The organism is Clostridium sp., assembly GCF_050717515.1.
Lineage (GTDB): Bacteria > Bacillota > Clostridia > Clostridiales > Clostridiaceae > Clostridium_AD.
Map to the genome: position 1 here is coordinate 122,145 of NZ_JBOITL010000021.1, position 19,014 is coordinate 141,158.

General features: G+C 32.3%; 18 protein-coding genes and 1 pseudogene. 2 read left to right on the top strand and 17 right to left on the bottom strand.

From position 1 onward, the window contains the following. Positions 1 to 12: 12 nt before the first annotated feature. From ACREV6_RS06620 to ACREV6_RS06635, 4 genes are all read right to left on the bottom strand, one after another. A complete protein-coding gene (locus ACREV6_RS06620) occupies positions 13 to 870 on the bottom strand; it encodes a UbiA-like polyprenyltransferase (RefSeq protein WP_431577218.1) in 858 nt (285 codons plus the stop codon). Then, complete coding sequence (locus ACREV6_RS06625) at positions 851 to 2,296, bottom strand: menaquinone biosynthesis decarboxylase (RefSeq protein ID WP_431577219.1); 1,446 nt, start codon at positions 2,294 to 2,296, stop codon at positions 851 to 853. Before ACREV6_RS06625 ends, ACREV6_RS06620 begins: the two co-directional genes overlap by 20 nt. Before the next feature lie 24 nt (positions 2,297 to 2,320). Further along, positions 2,321 to 3,292, bottom strand: a complete 972-nt coding sequence (locus ACREV6_RS06630) for a polyprenyl synthetase family protein (RefSeq protein ID WP_431577220.1) — start codon at positions 3,290 to 3,292, stop codon at positions 2,321 to 2,323. A 160-nt stretch (positions 3,293 to 3,452) separates the two neighbouring features. After that, positions 3,453 to 5,300, bottom strand: a complete 1,848-nt coding sequence (locus tag ACREV6_RS06635; protein WP_431577221.1) for an FAD-dependent oxidoreductase — start codon at positions 5,298 to 5,300, stop codon at positions 3,453 to 3,455. A 441-nt stretch (positions 5,301 to 5,741) separates the two neighbouring features. On the opposite strand from ACREV6_RS06635, the gene ACREV6_RS06640 reads away from it, so the two are divergent. Then, positions 5,742 to 6,689: an ABC transporter substrate-binding protein gene (locus ACREV6_RS06640; protein ID WP_431577222.1), complete on the top strand. Its 948-nt coding sequence runs from the start codon at positions 5,742 to 5,744 to the stop codon at positions 6,687 to 6,689. Positions 6,690 to 6,825: 136 nt separating this feature from the next. On the opposite strand, the gene ACREV6_RS06645 is transcribed toward ACREV6_RS06640, so the two are convergent. The 5 genes and pseudogenes from ACREV6_RS06645 to ACREV6_RS06665 all read right to left on the bottom strand — a co-directional run. Next, on the bottom strand, positions 6,826 to 8,019 hold the full coding sequence (locus tag ACREV6_RS06645; RefSeq protein ID WP_431577223.1) for an acetate kinase: 1,194 nt from the start codon (positions 8,017 to 8,019) through the stop codon (positions 6,826 to 6,828). A gap of 294 nt (positions 8,020 to 8,313) precedes the next feature. Further along, on the bottom strand, positions 8,314 to 8,679 hold the full coding sequence (locus ACREV6_RS06650) for a hypothetical protein (protein ID WP_431577224.1): 366 nt from the start codon (positions 8,677 to 8,679) through the stop codon (positions 8,314 to 8,316). 126 nt (positions 8,680 to 8,805) lie between these two features. Beyond that, positions 8,806 to 9,540 (bottom strand): TIGR03915 family putative DNA repair protein, encoded by a 735-nt coding sequence (locus ACREV6_RS06655; protein ID WP_431577225.1) that lies wholly within the window; start codon positions 9,538 to 9,540, stop codon positions 8,806 to 8,808. Further along, on the bottom strand, positions 9,533 to 10,795 hold the full coding sequence (locus ACREV6_RS06660; protein WP_431577292.1) for a putative DNA modification/repair radical SAM protein: 1,263 nt from the start codon (positions 10,793 to 10,795) through the stop codon (positions 9,533 to 9,535). Before ACREV6_RS06660 ends, ACREV6_RS06655 begins: the two co-directional genes overlap by 8 nt. A 147-nt stretch (positions 10,796 to 10,942) precedes the next feature. After that, positions 10,943 to 11,272: pseudogene (locus tag ACREV6_RS06665) on the bottom strand (hydroxylamine reductase); the annotation flags it as partial. A 115-nt stretch (positions 11,273 to 11,387) separates the two neighbouring features. On the opposite strand from ACREV6_RS06665, the gene ACREV6_RS06670 reads away from it, so the two are divergent. Continuing rightward, on the top strand, positions 11,388 to 11,882 hold the full coding sequence (locus ACREV6_RS06670) for a methylated-DNA--[protein]-cysteine S-methyltransferase (RefSeq protein WP_431577226.1): 495 nt from the start codon (positions 11,388 to 11,390) through the stop codon (positions 11,880 to 11,882). A gap of 6 nt (positions 11,883 to 11,888) precedes the next feature. On the opposite strand, the gene ACREV6_RS06675 is transcribed toward ACREV6_RS06670, so the two are convergent. From ACREV6_RS06675 to ACREV6_RS06710, 8 genes are all read right to left on the bottom strand, one after another. Next, complete coding sequence (locus tag ACREV6_RS06675) at positions 11,889 to 12,941, bottom strand: DMT family transporter (RefSeq protein WP_431577293.1); 1,053 nt, start codon at positions 12,939 to 12,941, stop codon at positions 11,889 to 11,891. Positions 12,942 to 13,009: 68 nt separating this feature from the next. Continuing rightward, positions 13,010 to 13,216, bottom strand: coding sequence for a hypothetical protein (locus ACREV6_RS06680; RefSeq protein ID WP_431577227.1), 207 nt, complete (start codon positions 13,214 to 13,216; stop codon positions 13,010 to 13,012). Between the two features lie 86 nt (positions 13,217 to 13,302). Further along, positions 13,303 to 14,247: a ribonuclease Z gene (locus ACREV6_RS06685; RefSeq protein WP_431577228.1), complete on the bottom strand. Its 945-nt coding sequence runs from the start codon at positions 14,245 to 14,247 to the stop codon at positions 13,303 to 13,305. A gap of 160 nt (positions 14,248 to 14,407) precedes the next feature. Continuing rightward, entirely contained in the window at positions 14,408 to 15,151 is a 744-nt protein-coding gene (locus ACREV6_RS06690) for a nitroreductase family protein (protein ID WP_431577229.1), read from the bottom strand. A gap of 341 nt (positions 15,152 to 15,492) precedes the next feature. Continuing rightward, positions 15,493 to 16,629 carry a trans-sulfuration enzyme family protein gene (locus ACREV6_RS06695; RefSeq protein WP_431577230.1) on the bottom strand — a complete coding sequence of 379 codons (1,137 nt, stop codon included), beginning with the start codon at positions 16,627 to 16,629 and terminating at the stop codon, positions 15,493 to 15,495. A gap of 28 nt (positions 16,630 to 16,657) precedes the next feature. Further along, positions 16,658 to 17,401 (bottom strand): amino acid ABC transporter ATP-binding protein, encoded by a 744-nt coding sequence (locus ACREV6_RS06700; protein ID WP_431577231.1) that lies wholly within the window; start codon positions 17,399 to 17,401, stop codon positions 16,658 to 16,660. A 13-nt stretch (positions 17,402 to 17,414) separates the two neighbouring features. Next, positions 17,415 to 18,098: an amino acid ABC transporter permease gene (locus ACREV6_RS06705; protein WP_164949811.1), complete on the bottom strand. Its 684-nt coding sequence runs from the start codon at positions 18,096 to 18,098 to the stop codon at positions 17,415 to 17,417. A gap of 12 nt (positions 18,099 to 18,110) precedes the next feature. After that, a complete protein-coding gene (locus ACREV6_RS06710) occupies positions 18,111 to 18,908 on the bottom strand; it encodes an amino acid ABC transporter substrate-binding protein (protein ID WP_431577232.1) in 798 nt (265 codons plus the stop codon). Positions 18,909 to 19,014 lie beyond the last annotated feature (106 nt).

The window sequence follows — 19,014 nt, forward strand, 5'->3', positions numbered from 1 at the left end:
ATCACCTCTTAATTATAATATAAAAAAATCTAATACAGTAAAAATAAATATACAAACACTTACCACTTGATTTATGTTATAAGAAGCAATTTTCATCTTTTTTGTGTTTGTTGGAGACACAATATAATGCTCCAAGATTAACAAAATGGCACTGATAAATATGCCAAATAAATATATCCATCCTCTATGCATTACAAAATATAAACTAATTAAAAGCAAAATCGTAATAACGTGAAACAGTGAGGATATGTATAAGGCACCCTTTAATCCAAATTTAGCAGGTATAGAAAACAAACCGGTTCTTCTATCAAACTCAATATCTTGAGTTGCATAAATTATATCAAAACCCGCTACCCACAATGTCACAACAGCACCTAAAATAATTGGTGCAAGCGCAAATTTTCCTGTTACCGCAAGCCATGCGCCTACAGGAGCCCCGCCACAGGTTATACCTAGAATAATATGGCATACCCATGTAAATCTTTTAGTATAAGAGTAAATTATAAAAAAAAAAAGTGCTACCGGAGATAACATAAAACATAGAGGATTTAGTTTATAGGCCGCTATTATAAAAACAAAAAAACAAAATAGCACTATACCTAAGGCTTCATAATCCTTCACCAGGCCCTTTGGCATATGTCTATTTGCAGTTCTAGGATTCTTTTTATCAATATCCTTATCTACAATTCTATTAAGAGCGTTAGCACCATTTCGAGCTCCAACAAGTGCAATTAATATCCAAAATATTGTAGTAGCGGGCGGTAACCCATTAGCTGCCCAAATCATTGATATTAAAGCGAAAGGAAGAGAGAAGAGTGTATGGGAAAACATAACTAACTCCCCATAGCTTTTAAGTTTCTTTAATACCATATTCACTCCACCTCTTATCTACCATTTTTTTAATTTCCTCAGACATTTCTATATCATCTGGCCAAGGCCTTGAATGTCCTTCTGAGGGCCATTTTTTTGTAGCATCTATACCTAGTCTTGAACCATAAAAAGGAGTATTTGATGCATGATCAAGTGCATCTAAAGGTCCTTCTGAAATTACTATATCTCTACTAGGATCTATATTATTAAATACTTTCCAGGCTACAGTTGAGATATTCTGAGGATCAATATTTTCATCTACAACTATAATCATTTTTGTATACATCATCTGCCCAAGTCCCCATAATGAATTCATAATTTTGTGAGCATGCTTTGGATAAGCCTTTTTAATTGAAACTATTACACAATTATGAAATACACCTTCTAATGGGAAATTTATATCTATTATTTCAGGGCATTGAACCTTTATTAAAGGTAAAAAAATCCTTTCTGTAGCTTTTCCTAGGTAACAATCTTCCATAGGGGGCTTACCTACAATTGTTGTAGGATATACTGGATGCTTTTTCCTTGTAATCTTTTCAATGTGAAACACGGGATACATATCTTCAAGAGAATAATATCCTGTATGGTCACCAAATGGACCTTCTAATCTCTCTTCATCTAAGTCCACATATCCTTCTAATATAAATTCAGCATTAGCAGGTACATAAATATCATTGGTTATTGATTTAACAATTTCTACAGGTGATTTTCTAAGAAATCCAGCAAAAATCATTTCATCTATCATTTTTGGTAGTGGTGCAGTGGCCGCATATATAGTTGCTGGATCGCAGCCTAATGCTACTGATACAGGCATTTTCAATCCAAACTTCCTATATTTTTCGTATATCTCTTTTCCGTCTTTATGTAGATGCCAATGCATACCAGTAGTATTTTTGTCATATACTTGAAGTCTGTACATTCCAACATTTTGCTGATTAGTTTCTGGATCTACTGTTATTACTAGGGGAAGTGTTATGTATCTCCCTCCATCTTTAGGCCAGCACTTTAATATTGGAAGCTTACTTAAGTCTGCATCTTCTATTACCTCTTGGCAAGGGGCATTTTTTACTTTTTTAGGAAATACTCTTGCAAGTCTTGCAAGTTTGGGAATGGATTTAACTTTATTAATTAAGGTTATATAATTAGTTACGTCCATAAAATCCATTATAGTTGCTGCAATATCATCAAGATTCTCTACTTCAAGTCCGTAATTCATTCGCTCGTAGGTTCCTAATGAATTAATTAATACTGGGTATTCTGAATTTTTCACATTTTTAAAAAGCAAGGCATGACCATACTTTTTTGAAACTCTATCAGCTATTTCCGTAATTTCAAGCTCACTATCTACTTCTATTTCAATTTCATCTAAAAGTTTTTTATCTCTCAAATGATTTATAAAATCCTGTAAATCCTTATAAGCCATATAACCATCCCTTTCTATATTTTATTAGGAATTACGATTTAATAATTTCTCTGTTACAGCTTTAATTATTTCTTTGCTTTCGCATTCTGGTAATTTCTCTATATAATCAAAGGCTTTTTTTGTGTATTTATCCGCTAAATTTTGAGCTTTGTCTATTCCATTATATTGATTAACTAATATAGTAATTTGTTTTACATCTTCATCATTTAATGAAGTGTTATCTAATATAGTAGAAATTTTATTTTCTGGATCCGCTGCCATAGCATATATTAGTGGTAGTGTATAATAACCTTTTACTAAATCACTTTGAGCATTCTTACCTAGTTTACTGGCATCTCCACTGTAATCCAGCAAATCATCTATGATTTGAAAAGCCATTCCAATATAGTAACCAACCCTTGCTAATAATTTTGAAGTTGTCTCACTACATTTAGATTCCTTTGCACCAGTATAAAAGCTAATAGAAAATAGTGCTGCTGTTTTTCCAGATATAATTTTTATATATTTTCTAAGGCTTGTGTTTCTTCTGTATCTAATATTATATTGCCTTATTTCTCCCATACATATTTTAGATATAGCTTTTGATATATCTCTTAAATTTTCAGTGGAATAATCAAATCCAGATAGCATTATAAAGCATTGACAAAATAAAAAGTCACCTATATATACTGCATATTCTTTGCTGTATTTGTGTTGCACCGTTTCCACACCGCGTCTAAGTTTAGATTCATCTACAACGTCATCATGAACTAATGTTGCCATATGCATCATTTCAATGGCTGCACCTAAGTTGTGCATTTTGTCCCTATCATATTCTCCAAACTTTGCGGCCAGTAGTAAAAAAGCCGGTCTTAACATCTTTCCGCCTGCATTAACTAGTGGAGAAATAGCTTCATCAAACTCTTTTTCACTAGATTTTACATTATCCACAATTATCTTTTTTATACCTTCTAATTCTTCCGCAATATCAGGGTAGTCTTCCCAAAATTTACTCATTTTTATCACCTTGTCCAATTATTTTTAATTTTGAATAATAATTACTTATTATTAATATTCCACTATAAAACCAAATGTCCTTTTAATTATTTCTAAAAGGACACTCCATTTTTAAAAATTCAGTTTTTAATTAAAGAACTATGGTATAAATATATATTTATTAATCAACATATAAATAAGATTTTTTAACCCATCCTATACTCTTCCAGTACTTTTTAAGTATTGGTAGCACATAATAATCCATACCAAAAGTACTTCCAGATCCACCTATAAGCGCAATCCCTGCTGATAAGTACCATAACATTTCAGCAGGAGCCATTCCTGAAGTCCAAATCATAATACCCATAGCAACTGACATAAGAGAAGCTAATGCGCTAAATAATCCAACGATAAGCATTATTCCTACTAATATTTCTGCAATTACCATACCGGTTTGGAAAATTGTAGCTAAAAATGTATATCCACCATCACCTGTATAAAAGAAAGTATCCATAGACCATTTAACTATTTTTTCTATAAAACCTGGTACTGGTAATGCAACCCATGTTGCTACTGGTGCCGCTCCTGCCGCTGGTGCTGCAGCTGTTGCAGCTGTTGCTCCATCAACTACTGGTGCAGGTATTAAGAAAATTTTTGAAGGATCAGCTATTATCTTAGGTAATTTAGCAAGTCCTTCTGTTAACCATTTATAACCAACAAACATTCTAAGTACTAATAGCCAAAAGTTTGGAGATGATTTTGAAAAATAGCCACCCACAAGACTTCTATTATCTTTAACATGGAAAAATTCATGTAATAAATATGACCAGCATTTATTAAACCCAGCGACCTGGATAAAGTAAACAATATTTATAAAGTGTTTAACAAATAATGCAAAGAACCCAGATAATGCAAAAAAGTTTTTTCCAGCTCCAACATTTGCCACACCATATTTTCCACCGACGCATACCATTGCACCATGGAATGAAGGTTTATAGGATTTCTTTTCTCCACCCTTTATGTCTGTATAAACGTTATGTGCAATTAATGCAGCCGACTCTTCTGCATTTTCTACCATTTGTGGGAGAGGTCTTTCCTCACCTTCTGGAATAAAGAAAATGTTATCACCAACAACATAAACATTTTCATAGTCTAAAGATCGCAGTTTATCGTCAGTTACTATTCTTTTCCTACCCTTTTGCTGGATATCCATTTTCCCAATAATATCAGAGCCTTCAACGCCAGCTGTCCAAATTACTGTGTATGTGCTAACCAATCCATTATTTCTAATTGTAGCAGTGTCCTTTGTAACTTCTGTAATACCAGCATTAGTTAGTACTGTGACCCCTAGTTTATTTAGTCTTTTTTTAGTTTTTGCTATTAACTTCTCCGGGAAAGTAGGTAATATTTTAGGTAAGTCATCTGCTAATATTAAAGTTACTTCCTCTTGTCCTAGGTAAAAATCCTTACATAACCTTTCTTTCCACTCACCGAGTTCTCCCATCATTTCAACACCTGTGAACCCACCACCAACAACAATAAAAGTTAGAAGTTTTTTTCTTTCTTCTTTGTTTTTTTCTTTGGCAGCTTTTCTAAACATTTTAAGAATATGTTCTTTAAGTACCACAGCATCTTCAAAAGACCATAATTTTTTGCAAAATTCTTCAGCGCCCTTTATACCAAAGTAAGTTGGCTTACATCCAGCACCAATTACTAGATAATCATATTCATAGGTATTGTTTTCAGATTTTAATACATTATTTTTAAAATCTAAATCAGTAATTTGATCAAGTACAACCTTTACTTTTCTTTTTGCAAATATTTTTTTGAAATCAATTCTAATTGCATCCTCTGAAACACGTGCTGCAGCTACTTCATGAAGTTCAGTAAGTAGCGTATGGTATGGATTTTGGTCTATAAGAGTAATTTCAACATCTTCATCTTTTTTAAACTTCTTAGCAAGCTTTTTTGCAGTTAATACTCCACCATATCCTCCGCCAAGTATAGCTATTCTTTTCTTTTCACTCATACTATATCCCCCTCAGTTTGAGAATTATTATCAATTCGACTATTTTCACCAAAATATATAGTTTATAATGCTTAAACTGTAAGCTTATTAAAATATTGCCCTAAAATAAATCAAATTCGTTATTTACACATTTACCTAGTCTTTATTTCTTTCAACTTTACTAGTTAAAATTTTATCATAATATGATTAAGCCTGCGTATAAAAAAGTGATTTGGTCATTAATAATACGTTTTGTTAATTTAGTTCATAGATATATTCCATAGGTTGATTTATCAGTGTTTACACTTAACTAAATAAGTGTTATGATGACTGCGTTATTTACATTTCATTACAGTGCTTTATATTATTTTATCTAATGTTTCACTTTCTTTCGACTTTTCAAAAAATATCATTTTTAGAAAGTTATTTGTGGACAAAATAAATTATTATTGGAGGTACCTAATGAAAAAAAAGCTTTTAGCACTTACACTAGTATTGGTAATGGGTATAAGTATTGCTGGTTGTACTAATAAGGTAAAAGAAGAGGAATCTTCGTCACTAAAAACACTAACTATTGTTGCTATGCCAGATTTAGACTCTGTTCCATTTATTATAGCAGAGCACAATGGATATTTTGAAGAGGAAGGTATTCAGGTCAAAATAGAGCATTTTAAAAGCGCAACAGATAGGGATACAGCAATTCAAACCGGTAAAATTGATGGAGCAATATCTGATATGCTTGCAGTAGTATTTTTTAACGATAATAAATTTGATGTTAAAATCACTTCAAAAACAGATGGTAGTTTTAAATTGATTTCTGGAGTGAATTCTAATATTTCTAAAATTGAACAATCTGCTGGAAAATCCATAGGAATCTCTAAAAATACTATTATTGAATATCTAACAGATAGAATTATGGAAAGTTCAAACATAGATGTTAACTCACAAAAAAAAGTAGCAATACCAAAGATACCTACTAGACTTGAAATGCTAACTAATGGCAAATTAGATATGGCTACATTACCCGAACCTCTAGCAAGCACTGCAATTTCTTCCGGTGGAAAGATTTTAAGTAGTTCTGATAAACTAGGTATAAACCCTGGTGTAATTATATTCACAAAAGATGCAATAGCATCAAAATCTAAGGAAATAAAAGCGCTTTATAAAGCCTATAATAAATCTGTGGAGTTTTTAAAAGAATCGAAACAGGAAAGTTATATTGATTTTGTAATTAAGGAAGCTGGCTTTCCTGAAATTGTGAAAAAAACATTGACTTTTCCAACTTATTCAAAGGCTTCTATGCCCCCTGAAAAAGAGCTAGAAGAAGTTTTAATTTGGCTTAAAGCAAAAAAATTAACTGCTAATAGTTATACATTAAAAGATTTGTCAAATAGCTCCTTTATTAAATAATACACAATAAGAATAAAAAATAGCCTCTTTTTACTAAATGTAGAAAGAGGTTATTTCCATAAAAAACTATTGACTTTAAAAGAAACCTCTACAATCCTTTGCGGTTGTAGAGGTTTCTTTGATTGCGTCTTATGTTTTATGAGTTAACAACTTCCTTTGTATCTCTTGCTATCATTAACTCTTCATTGGTTGGTATTACAAAAACTTTTACTGTTGAATCTGCTGTACTTATTTCTGCCGCAATGCCAGCAACATTATTCTTCTCACTATCTATTTTAACCCCTAAAAACTCTAATCCTGTGCAGCAAGCTTCTCTAGCTTTCGCTGAGTTTTCGCCAACGCCAGCAGTAAATATGATACAATCCACGCCACCTAAGGCACCTGCATAACTACAGATAAACTTTTTAACTTCATAATGAAAAACATCTAAAGCCAGTTGTGCTCTTTTATTGTTCTTAGCTGCATCCCAAAGATCTCTAAAATCACTGCTTATTCCAGAAATCCCTAGAACACCTGATTTTTTATTAAGTATTTCTGCTATTTTTTCTGATGATAAAGATAGTTCTTCCATCAAGAAAGTTATAATTGAAGGGTCTATATCTCCAGATCTTGTGCCCATAGCAAGCCCTGCAAGAGGTGTAAATCCCATACTTGTATCAATGGATTTACCTCCTTTAATTGCAGCAATACTTGCTCCATTTCCTAAATGACAGGAAATGATTTTTAAATCTTTAATATCTTTATTCATCATCTCTGAAGCTACTTGGGACACATATTTATGAGAAGTTCCGTGGAACCCGTACTTTCTTATCTTGTGTTCTTCATATAATTCATATGGTAGTGCATAAATATATGCATGTTCTGGCATATTTTGATGAAAGGCTGTATCAAATACCGCCACCATTGGTGTGCTAGGCATAAGTTCTTTGCAACTATTAATTCCAATAATATTGGGTGGATTATGTAATGGTGCGAGTTTTGAACAATCTTCTAAAGCCTTCATTACTTTTTCATCAATCAATACAGATTTAGAATAATATTCTCCACCATGAACCACTCTATGACCTACTGCTGAGATTTCATCTACACTTTTAATTACTCCATTAGTTTCATCTATAAGAGTTGAAAGAACTAATTTAATTGCATCTTTATGATCCTGCATAATTTGTTTTACTATAAATTTTTTTCTGCCTTGTACTTTCTGAGTTAAAACAGATCCTTCACTGCCAATCCTCTCAATCAATCCTTGCGCTAAACAAGTTTCATCCTCCATATTGATAAGTTGGTATTTTAGAGAAGAACTACCACAATTAATAACTAATATTTTCATAAAAATTCCCCTTCCAGCATATTATTTACTTCTTTAAACTCGGACAAATATTACAGCTACAAGATTTATAATCTTGTTATTTCCTATTTTTCTTTACCAATTTCGCCACTTTTGTGTAGCACATTTCCTATATAGTATATCATACAATACATATATTATATAAATAACTATATGTTTGCAAGTAGTTTTTGATTATTAATGACATTTCACTATAAAAAACTAAGTCTTAACTTTTAAGACTTAGTTTTTTACAGTGGTTATGTGTTTGTATCCACGAAAAACAAATTATAAATATTACATATCTCTAGGGTCTATATCAGTAATCATTTTTATAGTACCTGCTATGTACCACTTAGTTTCTTGTTTTTCTACATTATATACTTTTCCAAGTATTTTAAACTTAGACATAACTCCTGCAAGTGAACCCACAAATGAAGGTGTATTCAAGTGGGCTTTCTTATTTTTTTTCACATTATCTATGTGCTGCACAGTAAGCTCTTTAGGAAGGTTACTGTTTATTTCCTTACTACTTTTAGCTGTCTCTTTATTTTTAGCTCCTAATGCCTCTAGTGTTTTATAAATCTCTTCCATTTTGCGTTTTTTTCTTTCAATACTTATACTAGGACTTTCAACTTGAGTGTATTCTACTAATTTTTTCATAATCATCTTTCCTTCCTTTAACTAACAATAATCTAATAAATGCATTTATATCTATTATATCACGATTTCTAACCTTTTTAAGAATAAATGTTGAAATATAAAAAAGTGTTCACTATAAAATGGTGATCACTTTTTCATTTCAGTTAAATTATCCCAATATTTCTTTGGCATATGCTGCATTTGCAATCTTTTATTGGTTCTTTCTTCTACCGATACACTTTTATGAAAGGCCTTCCAAAGATTTTGATAAAACAACTCTTCCGCCTCATGACTTTCTAATTTTTCAAATTTCAAATCTCTAAGTATCATTTCATTATTTTCATAAACTATACCGATTTTTCTTTTTACATCATGAATCACCCACTTTTCATTTTTGAGTCTTGCACTAAAGTGATTTCCTATGAGGAAAGCAATATTGTAAGTAGGCTCTATTGCTGCATATAATATTCCCTTAAACTCTTGAAATCTAACTAGTCCTAAAAATCTATGTGCTTCAAATCCCACTTTTCTAGAAATTTTCTGTACTTCATTCACAGTGTCTTCTGTTAGGAAGTCATTTACTTTACTGCCCAGGGTGAAGCCTAATTGTATATATTTAAATAATTTTAATTCTATGCCATATTCCTCAGATAAAAAGGCCTGATACACATAAACTAGTGTATCTTGTGAAATCTTTTCTAATATAGCATTGTATACTTTACCCGATTTTGCCATATCAGTTCCAATAACTATGTCCTCATATAATATATTGAAGTTATAATCACTTTCTCTCTCAATACTTTCAGGGATTGTACTATAATAGCAAGCATATATAACAGATAAAAACCCATCAAAGCTTCCGTCATAAATGTATCTAACCAAATAAATCACCCCTTTGGGTAAATAAACTAAGTTGCTGTGGCTTATCAAAGCTTTCATAGTCCAATAAATAATTTTTAAGTCTTCCTCTTTCCATTGCTTTATCTCCATAAAATTTACCGCTACAGGTTAAAAAATATCTAGCTCTTTTAAGGACAACTCCTATTTTTTTTAAATTGTCATAGGAAAGATTACAAAGTCTTCTTGCTCTTACGATTCTTAAAGCTGATTTTACTCCTATTCCCGGAACTCTAAGTAGTGTTTCATAGGGAGCATTATTTACCTCCACTGGGAACTTGTCTAAATTATTTAATGCCCAAAAAGCTTTAGGATCTAAATCCACATCAAAATTAGGATTTGTTTCATCTAATAATTCATTTGCTTTAAATCCATAGTATCTTAAAAGCCAATCTGCTTGATACATTCTATGCTCCTTTAGTAGTGGAGGCGTGGTTTGAATAGCCGGCAAATTTATGTTTGATACTACTGGAACATAAGCTGAATAGTAAACTCGCTTAAGTCCAAAGCTATTATATAATCCTTCTGTAAGACTAATTACTCTTAAGTCACTTTCGTTAGTTGCACCAACCATTATCTGCGTACTTTGACCACCAGGAGTAAATTTCGGTGCTTTAAACCCTTTTTTCTTATATTCAATGGACTCAAGTATACTGTGCTTAATAAGTCCCATAGGTTTTAATATATCTTCTTTATTCTTTTGAGGTGCTAAAAGCTTTAAGCTTTTTTCAGAGGGCAACTCAATATTTACACTCATTCTATCTGCATATAATCCTGCCTCATATATAAATTTTGGATCAGCGCCTGGAATAGCCTTTACATGAATATAACCATTAAATTTGTGAATCAATCTTAAATCCTTTAAAATTCTAACTAAATTTTCCATTGTATAATCTGGACTTCGCTCTACCCCAGAGCTTAAGAATAATCCTTCAATATAATTTCTTCTATAGAAATTCATAGTTAAATCTACTACTTCACTAGGCGTAAAGCTGGTCCTTTCTAAATCATTACTAGCTCTATTAATGCAATATTTACAATCATATATGCATTTATTAGTATATAAAATTTTAAGTAGCGAAATACATCTACCATCCTGCGACCAAGAATGGCAAATGCCTGATACAGAAGCATTTCCTATACCATCCGCTGTATTCTTTCTATTAGAACCACTAGAAGAGCAAGACGCATCATACTTTGCTGAATTAGATAATATTTCAAGTTTTCTCATTACATCCACTTTTAACACCTCACAAACGTTTGTTCTCATTTTATCATATTTTGCATAAGATTGAAACACTTATTTACTGGAAAGTGTCATTAAAATAAGCCACTTGTAAAGATATTTAACTATCTTTACAAGTGGCTTATTCTTAAACTATATTTCTTATCCTAATATTTGTTTTAAATCATCCTGGGGTGTACTTATAGGTTTAATATCAAAAGTATCAACTAGAAATTGTAATACATTAGGGCTTAAGAAAGCTGGAAGTGTAGGTCCTAGATAAATTCCTTTTACTCCCAGTGATAGTAATGCTAATAAGTCAGCAACAGCTTTCTGTTCATACCAAGTTATAATCATTGCTAGTGGTAGTTCGTTAATTCCACATTTAAATGCATCAGCTAGTGCTAGTGCTATTTTAACAGCGGAATATGCATCGTTACATTGACCTATATCCAGTAGTCTTGGAAGTCCTGCTACTGTGCCAAACTCCAATTAAGAAAAAGTGCCTTATTTTCCCTTCATTTATATATAGTTTTAAACTAGACAGGCTCAAAATCTTATGCTACCTTTATTTATAGAATTAATTATAAAACTTAGGAGGGATTTTGTGAACATTGGTTATGATATTTATGATTCCCCTATTGGTCTAATACATGTAGTCGTGGATGAAATTGGTGCTCGGAAAGTAGAAATATTTGAAGAAGATTGGTTAGAATACACGAAGAAACATGAATTTATTAAAAAAGACGTGGAAATATGCAAAGAAGTTATAATTCAGCTAGATGAATATTTCAAAGGAAAAAGGAAAAATTTCAATATACCATTATCTATAGAAGGTACAGAATTTAGAAGAAAAGTATGGAAAGCTCTTCAAACTATACCTTACGGTGAAACCCGGAATTATTTGCAGATTGCAGAATCCATAGGAAACCCTAAAGCTGTAAGGGCTGTAGGTCAAGCTAATAGATGTAATCAATTACCTATAATTATACCCTGTCACAGAGTTATTGGTAAAAATGGCAATTTGGTAGGGTTTGCAGGCAATAGAACTCCAACACAAAAACTACTATTGGAAATTGAAGGAGTAAATGTTAAAAAGTGATTCTCACTAATGATTATGAGCATGATGCATATCAGGAGTATGATTATGTTCATGTTCAGTGCTTTCATGAATATGAACATGGTTGTGTTCCCCATTCTCAAACTTTTCATGTACATGATTATGATGGTTATCATTATGGTCATGGCGATGCTCGTGTTGGACAATTTCGTGAATATGTTTATGATTGTGTTTTTCTACAGCAGCATAATAGGCTCCGAAAAGCATTAAAATAACCGCTATAACAAAGTTTACTGTTATTTGTTCGTTGTACAATACTAGAGATAACCCTACACCTATAAAAGGAGCCACAGCATAATATGCACTTGTTCTTGCAGCCCCTAGTTGCCTCTGTGCAGTTACATAAAAAAATATACTTAATCCGTATGCAAAGAAACCTAAAATCATAGCTATAAGTATATATCTTATATCACTTGCATATTCATTCATTAAAACTGCTATTAAAAGTGAACCTGCCCCAGACCCAAGTCCTTTAACAATCACTATCTGCATTGGGTCTTTTAAAGACATCATTCTTGTACAATTATTTTCAAAGCCCCAGCAAATGCATGCAAACAAAACAAAAATCGAACCTACAGAAAACGAAAAACTGCTAAAGTCACTTATGGACAAAACAATGCTAGATGCCGTTATAAAAAAAATAGCTACCCATAACCTTTTTCCAATTGACTCTTTAAAAATCAGTAGTGCAACAAGAGCTGTAGCAACAATTTCAAAATTGTTTAGTAAAGAAGCATTAGATGCTGTAGTCATAGTAAGTCCAATCATTAAAAATATTGGCGCCGCAATGTCTAAAACTATCATACCTATAACAAATGGAAGTTCTGCTTTGCTAATCTTAGCTTCTTTTGCTTTAGTGTTCTTTGACCACTTTATAAGTCCTAAGAATAACATTCCAATGCCTGCTCCTAAATACAGGAGCGAAGCCATAAGCATAGGAGGTATCTTTTCTAATAATAACTTTGAAACTGGTGAACTTATTCCAAACAATGCAGCTGCAAGTATTGCTTGAAATACTGCCAAATGTTGCTTTGATTTTATCATAAAATTTCCCTCCATATAAAATATCAATTAGCACAGAAAATTATTATTACTGATACTTCACAGCTTTAATTTAGAATTTTTATTAGATACAAGTCATGATCTAAAATGCTTTGTTCACAACTAAATTTAACACCCTCATCAATAAATTCAAAGCACACGTCTCTTGTACTATTTATATCAAATAGACACTTTCCCTTTTCATCTAAGGATTTTATAGCATCCTCATGAATTCCTTCTCTAAGTAAACTTTCTTTAATTTCGTTATTTAACACATTTATACCTCCATTGTCATCTAAAATTCCCCTTGTATTGAAATCATTATATACTCTATTATAGTACCATACACTTTCTATTTTTTCTAATCCTTAAAAGATAAAGTCTTCACAATTCTATCAAAACCAATAATAGTATTTTTGAAAATGCTCTCTGCACTATCTTTATATTCTTCAGGGATATGCATAGACGGACTAAAATGTGTCAATATCAGTTCTAGCACTTCACCTTTCAACGCAAGTTGCGCCGCCTCGCTAAAGGTCATATGTTTGTTCTTTATGGCTTTTTCAATATCATTTTCATTACCATAAGTGCCCTCACAAATAAACAAGTCACTTTCTTTAATGAAAGTTGTTATTTCAGGTATTGGTCTTGTATCTGTTGTAAAACTGAGCTTTATTCCTGTTCTTTCTTTTCCTAGAACCATACTAGGTAAATATGTTTTCCCCTGGCTAATTACAGTTTCATTTTTTTGAAGTCTGCTCCAAAACATTTTTGGTATTTCATTTATAGTTGCACTTTTAACATCAAATTTTGGTTTTCTTCTAAAATAAAAGCTATAACCCAAACAATTAGTTGAGTGCTCAAGTTCCAGTGTTGAAATTACTAAATCATGAAATTCTCCTACTGAAGCATTCATACAATTTATTGAAGTTTGTACTTTAACTGGCTTTTCTGGGTTTTCTATAATATTAAGCTCGTAAGGTAGGTAAGGTGCTGCAACCAGTAGACCTCTTACAATATCAGTAATACCCTCGGGACCAATTATTGTAAGAGGATCAATTCTACCACTATTGCCAATGGTTAAAAGAATACCTGGAAGTCCCACAATATGATCCGCATGTCCATGAGTTATACAAATTATGTCTATTGTCTTAAAACCCCATCCAAGTATTTTCATAGATACCTGAGTACCTTCACCACAATCAAGCAGTATCTTTCTCCCTTTATAGTTTATGAGAAGTGAAGAAAGATATCTTTCAGGAATTGGCATTCCTCCTCCACAGCCTAGCAATGCTATATCAACCAATTAAATCACCTCATCTATAGTTTTTATTCACTCTATTTATCTATCTATAGAGTAATCTACACAACAATATTTTATGCATACTTATTTATATTTAGCTCATTTTTATATATCTTACCATTAATACCAACACACTTCAAAATTCCAAGGAGTAACACAGGATTTAGGACCTGAACTTCTTAAGATACTTAGATGCTGATCTATTCATTTCTAATGAAAAATCAGACATATACTTACGATTGCATAGAGCTTTAATATCTTCACTAATATTTTTATTTGGAAATCCTGCCTTTTCATTTCTTGCGCTTTGCATTTCTATATGTTCTTCCTTAGTTAGTCTGCGATACTTATTTTCATAGACTATATACTGTTCTTCGAAACGCACAGGTTTTTTTCTATTCTTTTGAGCCTCTACAGGATAACCATAAACCACCATAGCAGCAGGTAAAACATAATCTGGAAGGTCCAATAACTCCCTAATAGTTTCACAATGCTCAATGATATCCCCAATGTAACAGGAACCAATTCCTAAAGATTCTGCAGCTACTACTGTGTTTTGAGCAGCTATTATTGCATCAGCGCAGGCAAGAAGGATGTCACCCTCCCCTGGTGTTCTTGGATTGCAATTTTCTGAGTCAAAAGCATCATACCACCTTTGATAATCTGCAAGGAATATAAGCACTAAAGTAGCTTTTGCAATAAAAGGCTGATTATCACATTCTACTGATAGTTGTTTCTTTAATTTTTCATCAGTAATATCAAGTATGCTATAAAGCATCATTGCACCAGCAGTTGGAGCTTCAAAGGCAGCATTTAATATTTCTTTTTTTAACTCAGCTACAATGGGCTTATTTTCAAATACCCTCATGGATTTTCTATCTTTTATTTGTTTTAAAATCTCGTTCATATCATAACCCCCTTTATTCTCTGCATATAACAACATAAAATATTCTATTTACATAATTCAACATGAACTTTCTATTCTCCTTCATAATTTGTAGATTAAACCCAACCTGGAATAACCCACCCTAAGTCGTAGAATTATAATATTTCACAATATAAGGTCTCCGTTTCCGACTTGCTAACAATGTCACCAATTTTATCTATTTGAAATGTCCAATATGAAATATATTACAGAAAAAAAATGCACTAAATTTAGTGCGTTTTTTTACTGTTAGAAATATCTAATTGGGTAAATATCGATGCTAATTTTGCATCTATATTTGATTTCATTAAAAATTGTTAAAATTATATTTCTAATGCCTTTATTAAATCCTCTGTTATATCATCAACATTTTCAACCCCAACTGATAATCTTATTAAATTATCAGTTATGCCAATTTCTTGTCTCATTTCAGAAGGAATTGCAGCATGTGTCATAGTGGCAGGATGGCAAATTAATGACTCCACCCCTCCTAAGCTTTCTCCAAAAGTTATTAATTCTAAGTTTCCTAAGAAACTTTTATAATCGTACCCTTCTTTAAGAAGGAAAGAAATAATACCACCATAGCCTTTAGCTTGCTTTGATTGTATTTTGTAGCCTGGGTGATCTTCAAACCCAGGATAATATACTTTTTCTACTTCACTTCTATCTTTTAAAAACTTTGCAATAATCATTGCGTTTGAATTATGCCTATCCATTCTTAAAGCTAGTGTTTTAATACCTCTAATTAATAAGAAAGAATCAAATGGAGACAAAACTCCCCCTGTTGAATTTTGTATAAACCCTATTTTTTCAGCTAGTTCCTTATTATTCACTACCACAAGACCAGCAATTAAATCACTATGTCCACCTAAATATTTTGTACCACTATGAATAACTATATCTGCACCAAGAGTGATTGGCTTTTGTAGGTAGGGTGTCATAAAAGTATTGTCTACAATGGTAATTAAATTATTTTCCTTTGCTATTTTTGCAACTTCTTCAATATCTGTAATACCCATCAATGGATTGGTTGGGGTTTCTATAAAAATAGCCTTTACACTGTCATCAATATTATTTTTTAATTCTTCTATGTTTGATGAATTAAATACACTGTAATTTATACCAAAGTTATTAAAATATTTGTCTAAAACCCTAAAGGTTCCACCATAAATATTATTTGATATAAGAATCTTATCTCCTGTTTTAAACTGAGATAGTACCGCAGTTGTAGCCGCCATTCCTGAAGCAAAGGCAAAACCTGCATAGCCCTCCTCAAGCTCTGCAATAAGTTTTTCCAGAGCTGCCCTTGTAGGATTTCCTGATCTCGAATACTCATAAGTATTATCAGCATCAAATTTGCCTTTTTTAAAGGTAGATGTTTGATAGATAGGTACATTAACTGCCCCAGTACTAGCATCCCCATCTATTCCGCCATGTATTAATAATGATTCAAATTTCATATTTTTTTCCTCCTCAATAATCTATTATCTAATCCGAAACTAAATTTAAAAATTGTTTTATTCGTGCATTTTTTGTTTCACTTAATATTTGATTGGGTGTGCCCTTATCAATAATAAGTCCCTTATCCATAAATATTATATTGTCCCCTACTTCTCTTGCAAAACTCATATTATGAGTAACAACTACCATAGTCATCCCTTCAAGAGATAGCTCCTTCATAACTTTAAGTACCTCCGCTGCAAGTTCGGGGTCTAGTGCAGAGGTTGGTTCGTCAAATAGCAGCACTGATGGTTCTATAGCCATAGCGCGTGCTATAGCAACTCTCTGTCCTTGTCCTCCTGAAAGCTCATGAGGATAACTATCGCATTTTTCTGATAGACCAACCTTTTCGAGTAAGCTAAGAGCCTTATCATGAGCTACTTTTTTAGATTGCTTAAGCACAGTTACAAGACCCTCCATAATGTTTTCTACCACTGTCATATGTGGAAATAAATGAAAACCTTGAAATACCATTCCTGTATTCTTTCGCAAAGTTAATACTTCTTTGTCGGTTGGATTTTTATTTTCACCAAATGTAAGTTCATTGTCACCAACTCTTATAGTTCCACTGCTTGGAATTTCTAACAAATTCATACACCTAAGAAGGGTGGTTTTGCCTGAACCTGAAGGACCTATTACAATTGTTGTTTCACCCCTTACAATTTTCAAATCTATACCTTTTAAAATTTCATTATTTCCAAAACTCTTGTGTAAATTTTGTATATTAATCATGAATTTCCTCCAATCACCTAGCCACATATCTTTCAAGCTTTTTCTCTATCTTCTTTTGAGCTGTGGATAGTATAGTACAAAATAATAGGTATATAAACGCTGCTTCACAGTACAATACAAGTGGTTCATATGTTGCTGCAGTTATTCTTTGAGCAATCTGAAACATTTCAGTTAAAGTAATTGCAGCAGCCAGGGATGTATCTTTTACAAGACTTATAAAAGAGTTTGAAAGCGGAGGTACAGATACCCTAGCTGCCTGTGGCAAAATTATACGAATCAAGCTTTGCGTATGTGTCATACCAATGGAAGATGCTGCTTCCCACTGCCCCTTAGGTATAGATAAAATAGCTGCTCTAATTACTTCTGAATTATAAGCTCCCACATTTAATGTAAAACCTATAATTGCTGCAGTTAGTGGTCCCATTGTTATACCAGCCATTGGTAATCCGTAAAATACTATAAATAGCTGTACAAGAAGTGGTGTACCCCTTATTATCCAAACATAAAAACTTGATATTAAAACTAATGATTTATATTTTGATATACGTGCAAGAGCTGTTGCCATAGCTAAAATTGAACCAAGTATGAAAGAAATTATTGCCAGTGGAATAGTAAACTTCACACCTGCTATTAATAAAGGAAAGAAAGAATCTTTAATTATGTTTAATATTCTTATTGTTTCTACATCGAAATTCATATTATCACCATCTTATTTTGATACATCTGTGCCAAACCATTTGTTTGATATTTTTGAGTAAGTACCATCTGATTTCATATCAGCAAGTGCTTTATTAGTTGCATCTACTAGTTCTTTATTTCCCTTATTAAACATAATTGCACTTGGCTGTGCATTTCCTTCCTCATCAACAACTTTTATAGCAAGCTCTGGCTTTTGCTTTTTAATATCAAGGTAAGATAAGCTATCATTAACTGTGGCATCTACTCTTTTAGAAACTAAAAGGTCAATTGATTGGTTAAAGCTGTCAACTGGCTGAAGTAGAGCTCCATTCTCTTCTGCGATTTTAGCTAAGTTACTAGTTAAGGATTGAGCAGATTTCTTGCCCTTCAAATCTGCAAACTTTTTAATAGTATTATCAGCGCTGCTTACTATAAGAACTGCTTTTGAAACTATATAGGGATTTGAAAAATCATATTTCAATTGTCTATCCGGTTTAATTCCAACTTGATTCACTACCATATCAAATCTCTTTGCAGCTAGCCCAGCAACCATACCATCCCACTTTGTTTCCACAAATTCTGGTTTCACTCCTATACGCTTAGATACTTCCTCTGCAATTTCAACATCAAATCCAGTTAACTTTCCTGTCTTATCATGGAATGTATATGGTGCGTAGGTACCTTCAGTACCAATACGAATTTTTCCTTCGCTCTTTATTTTTGATAATAAATCTTTTGATTCAGTATTTTTATTGCTACTTGTCCCACATCCTACAAGTCCTACGGATGCTATTAATAGTGTACTAATTAATATAGATAATTTTTTCATTTGAGTTCCTCCTAGTATTCCTACCGACTTAGTATGTTATTGTTTATATAATACCACAGGTCTTCTTTTCTTGTCAATGTAGATTTTATAAAATCATTTTCATTTT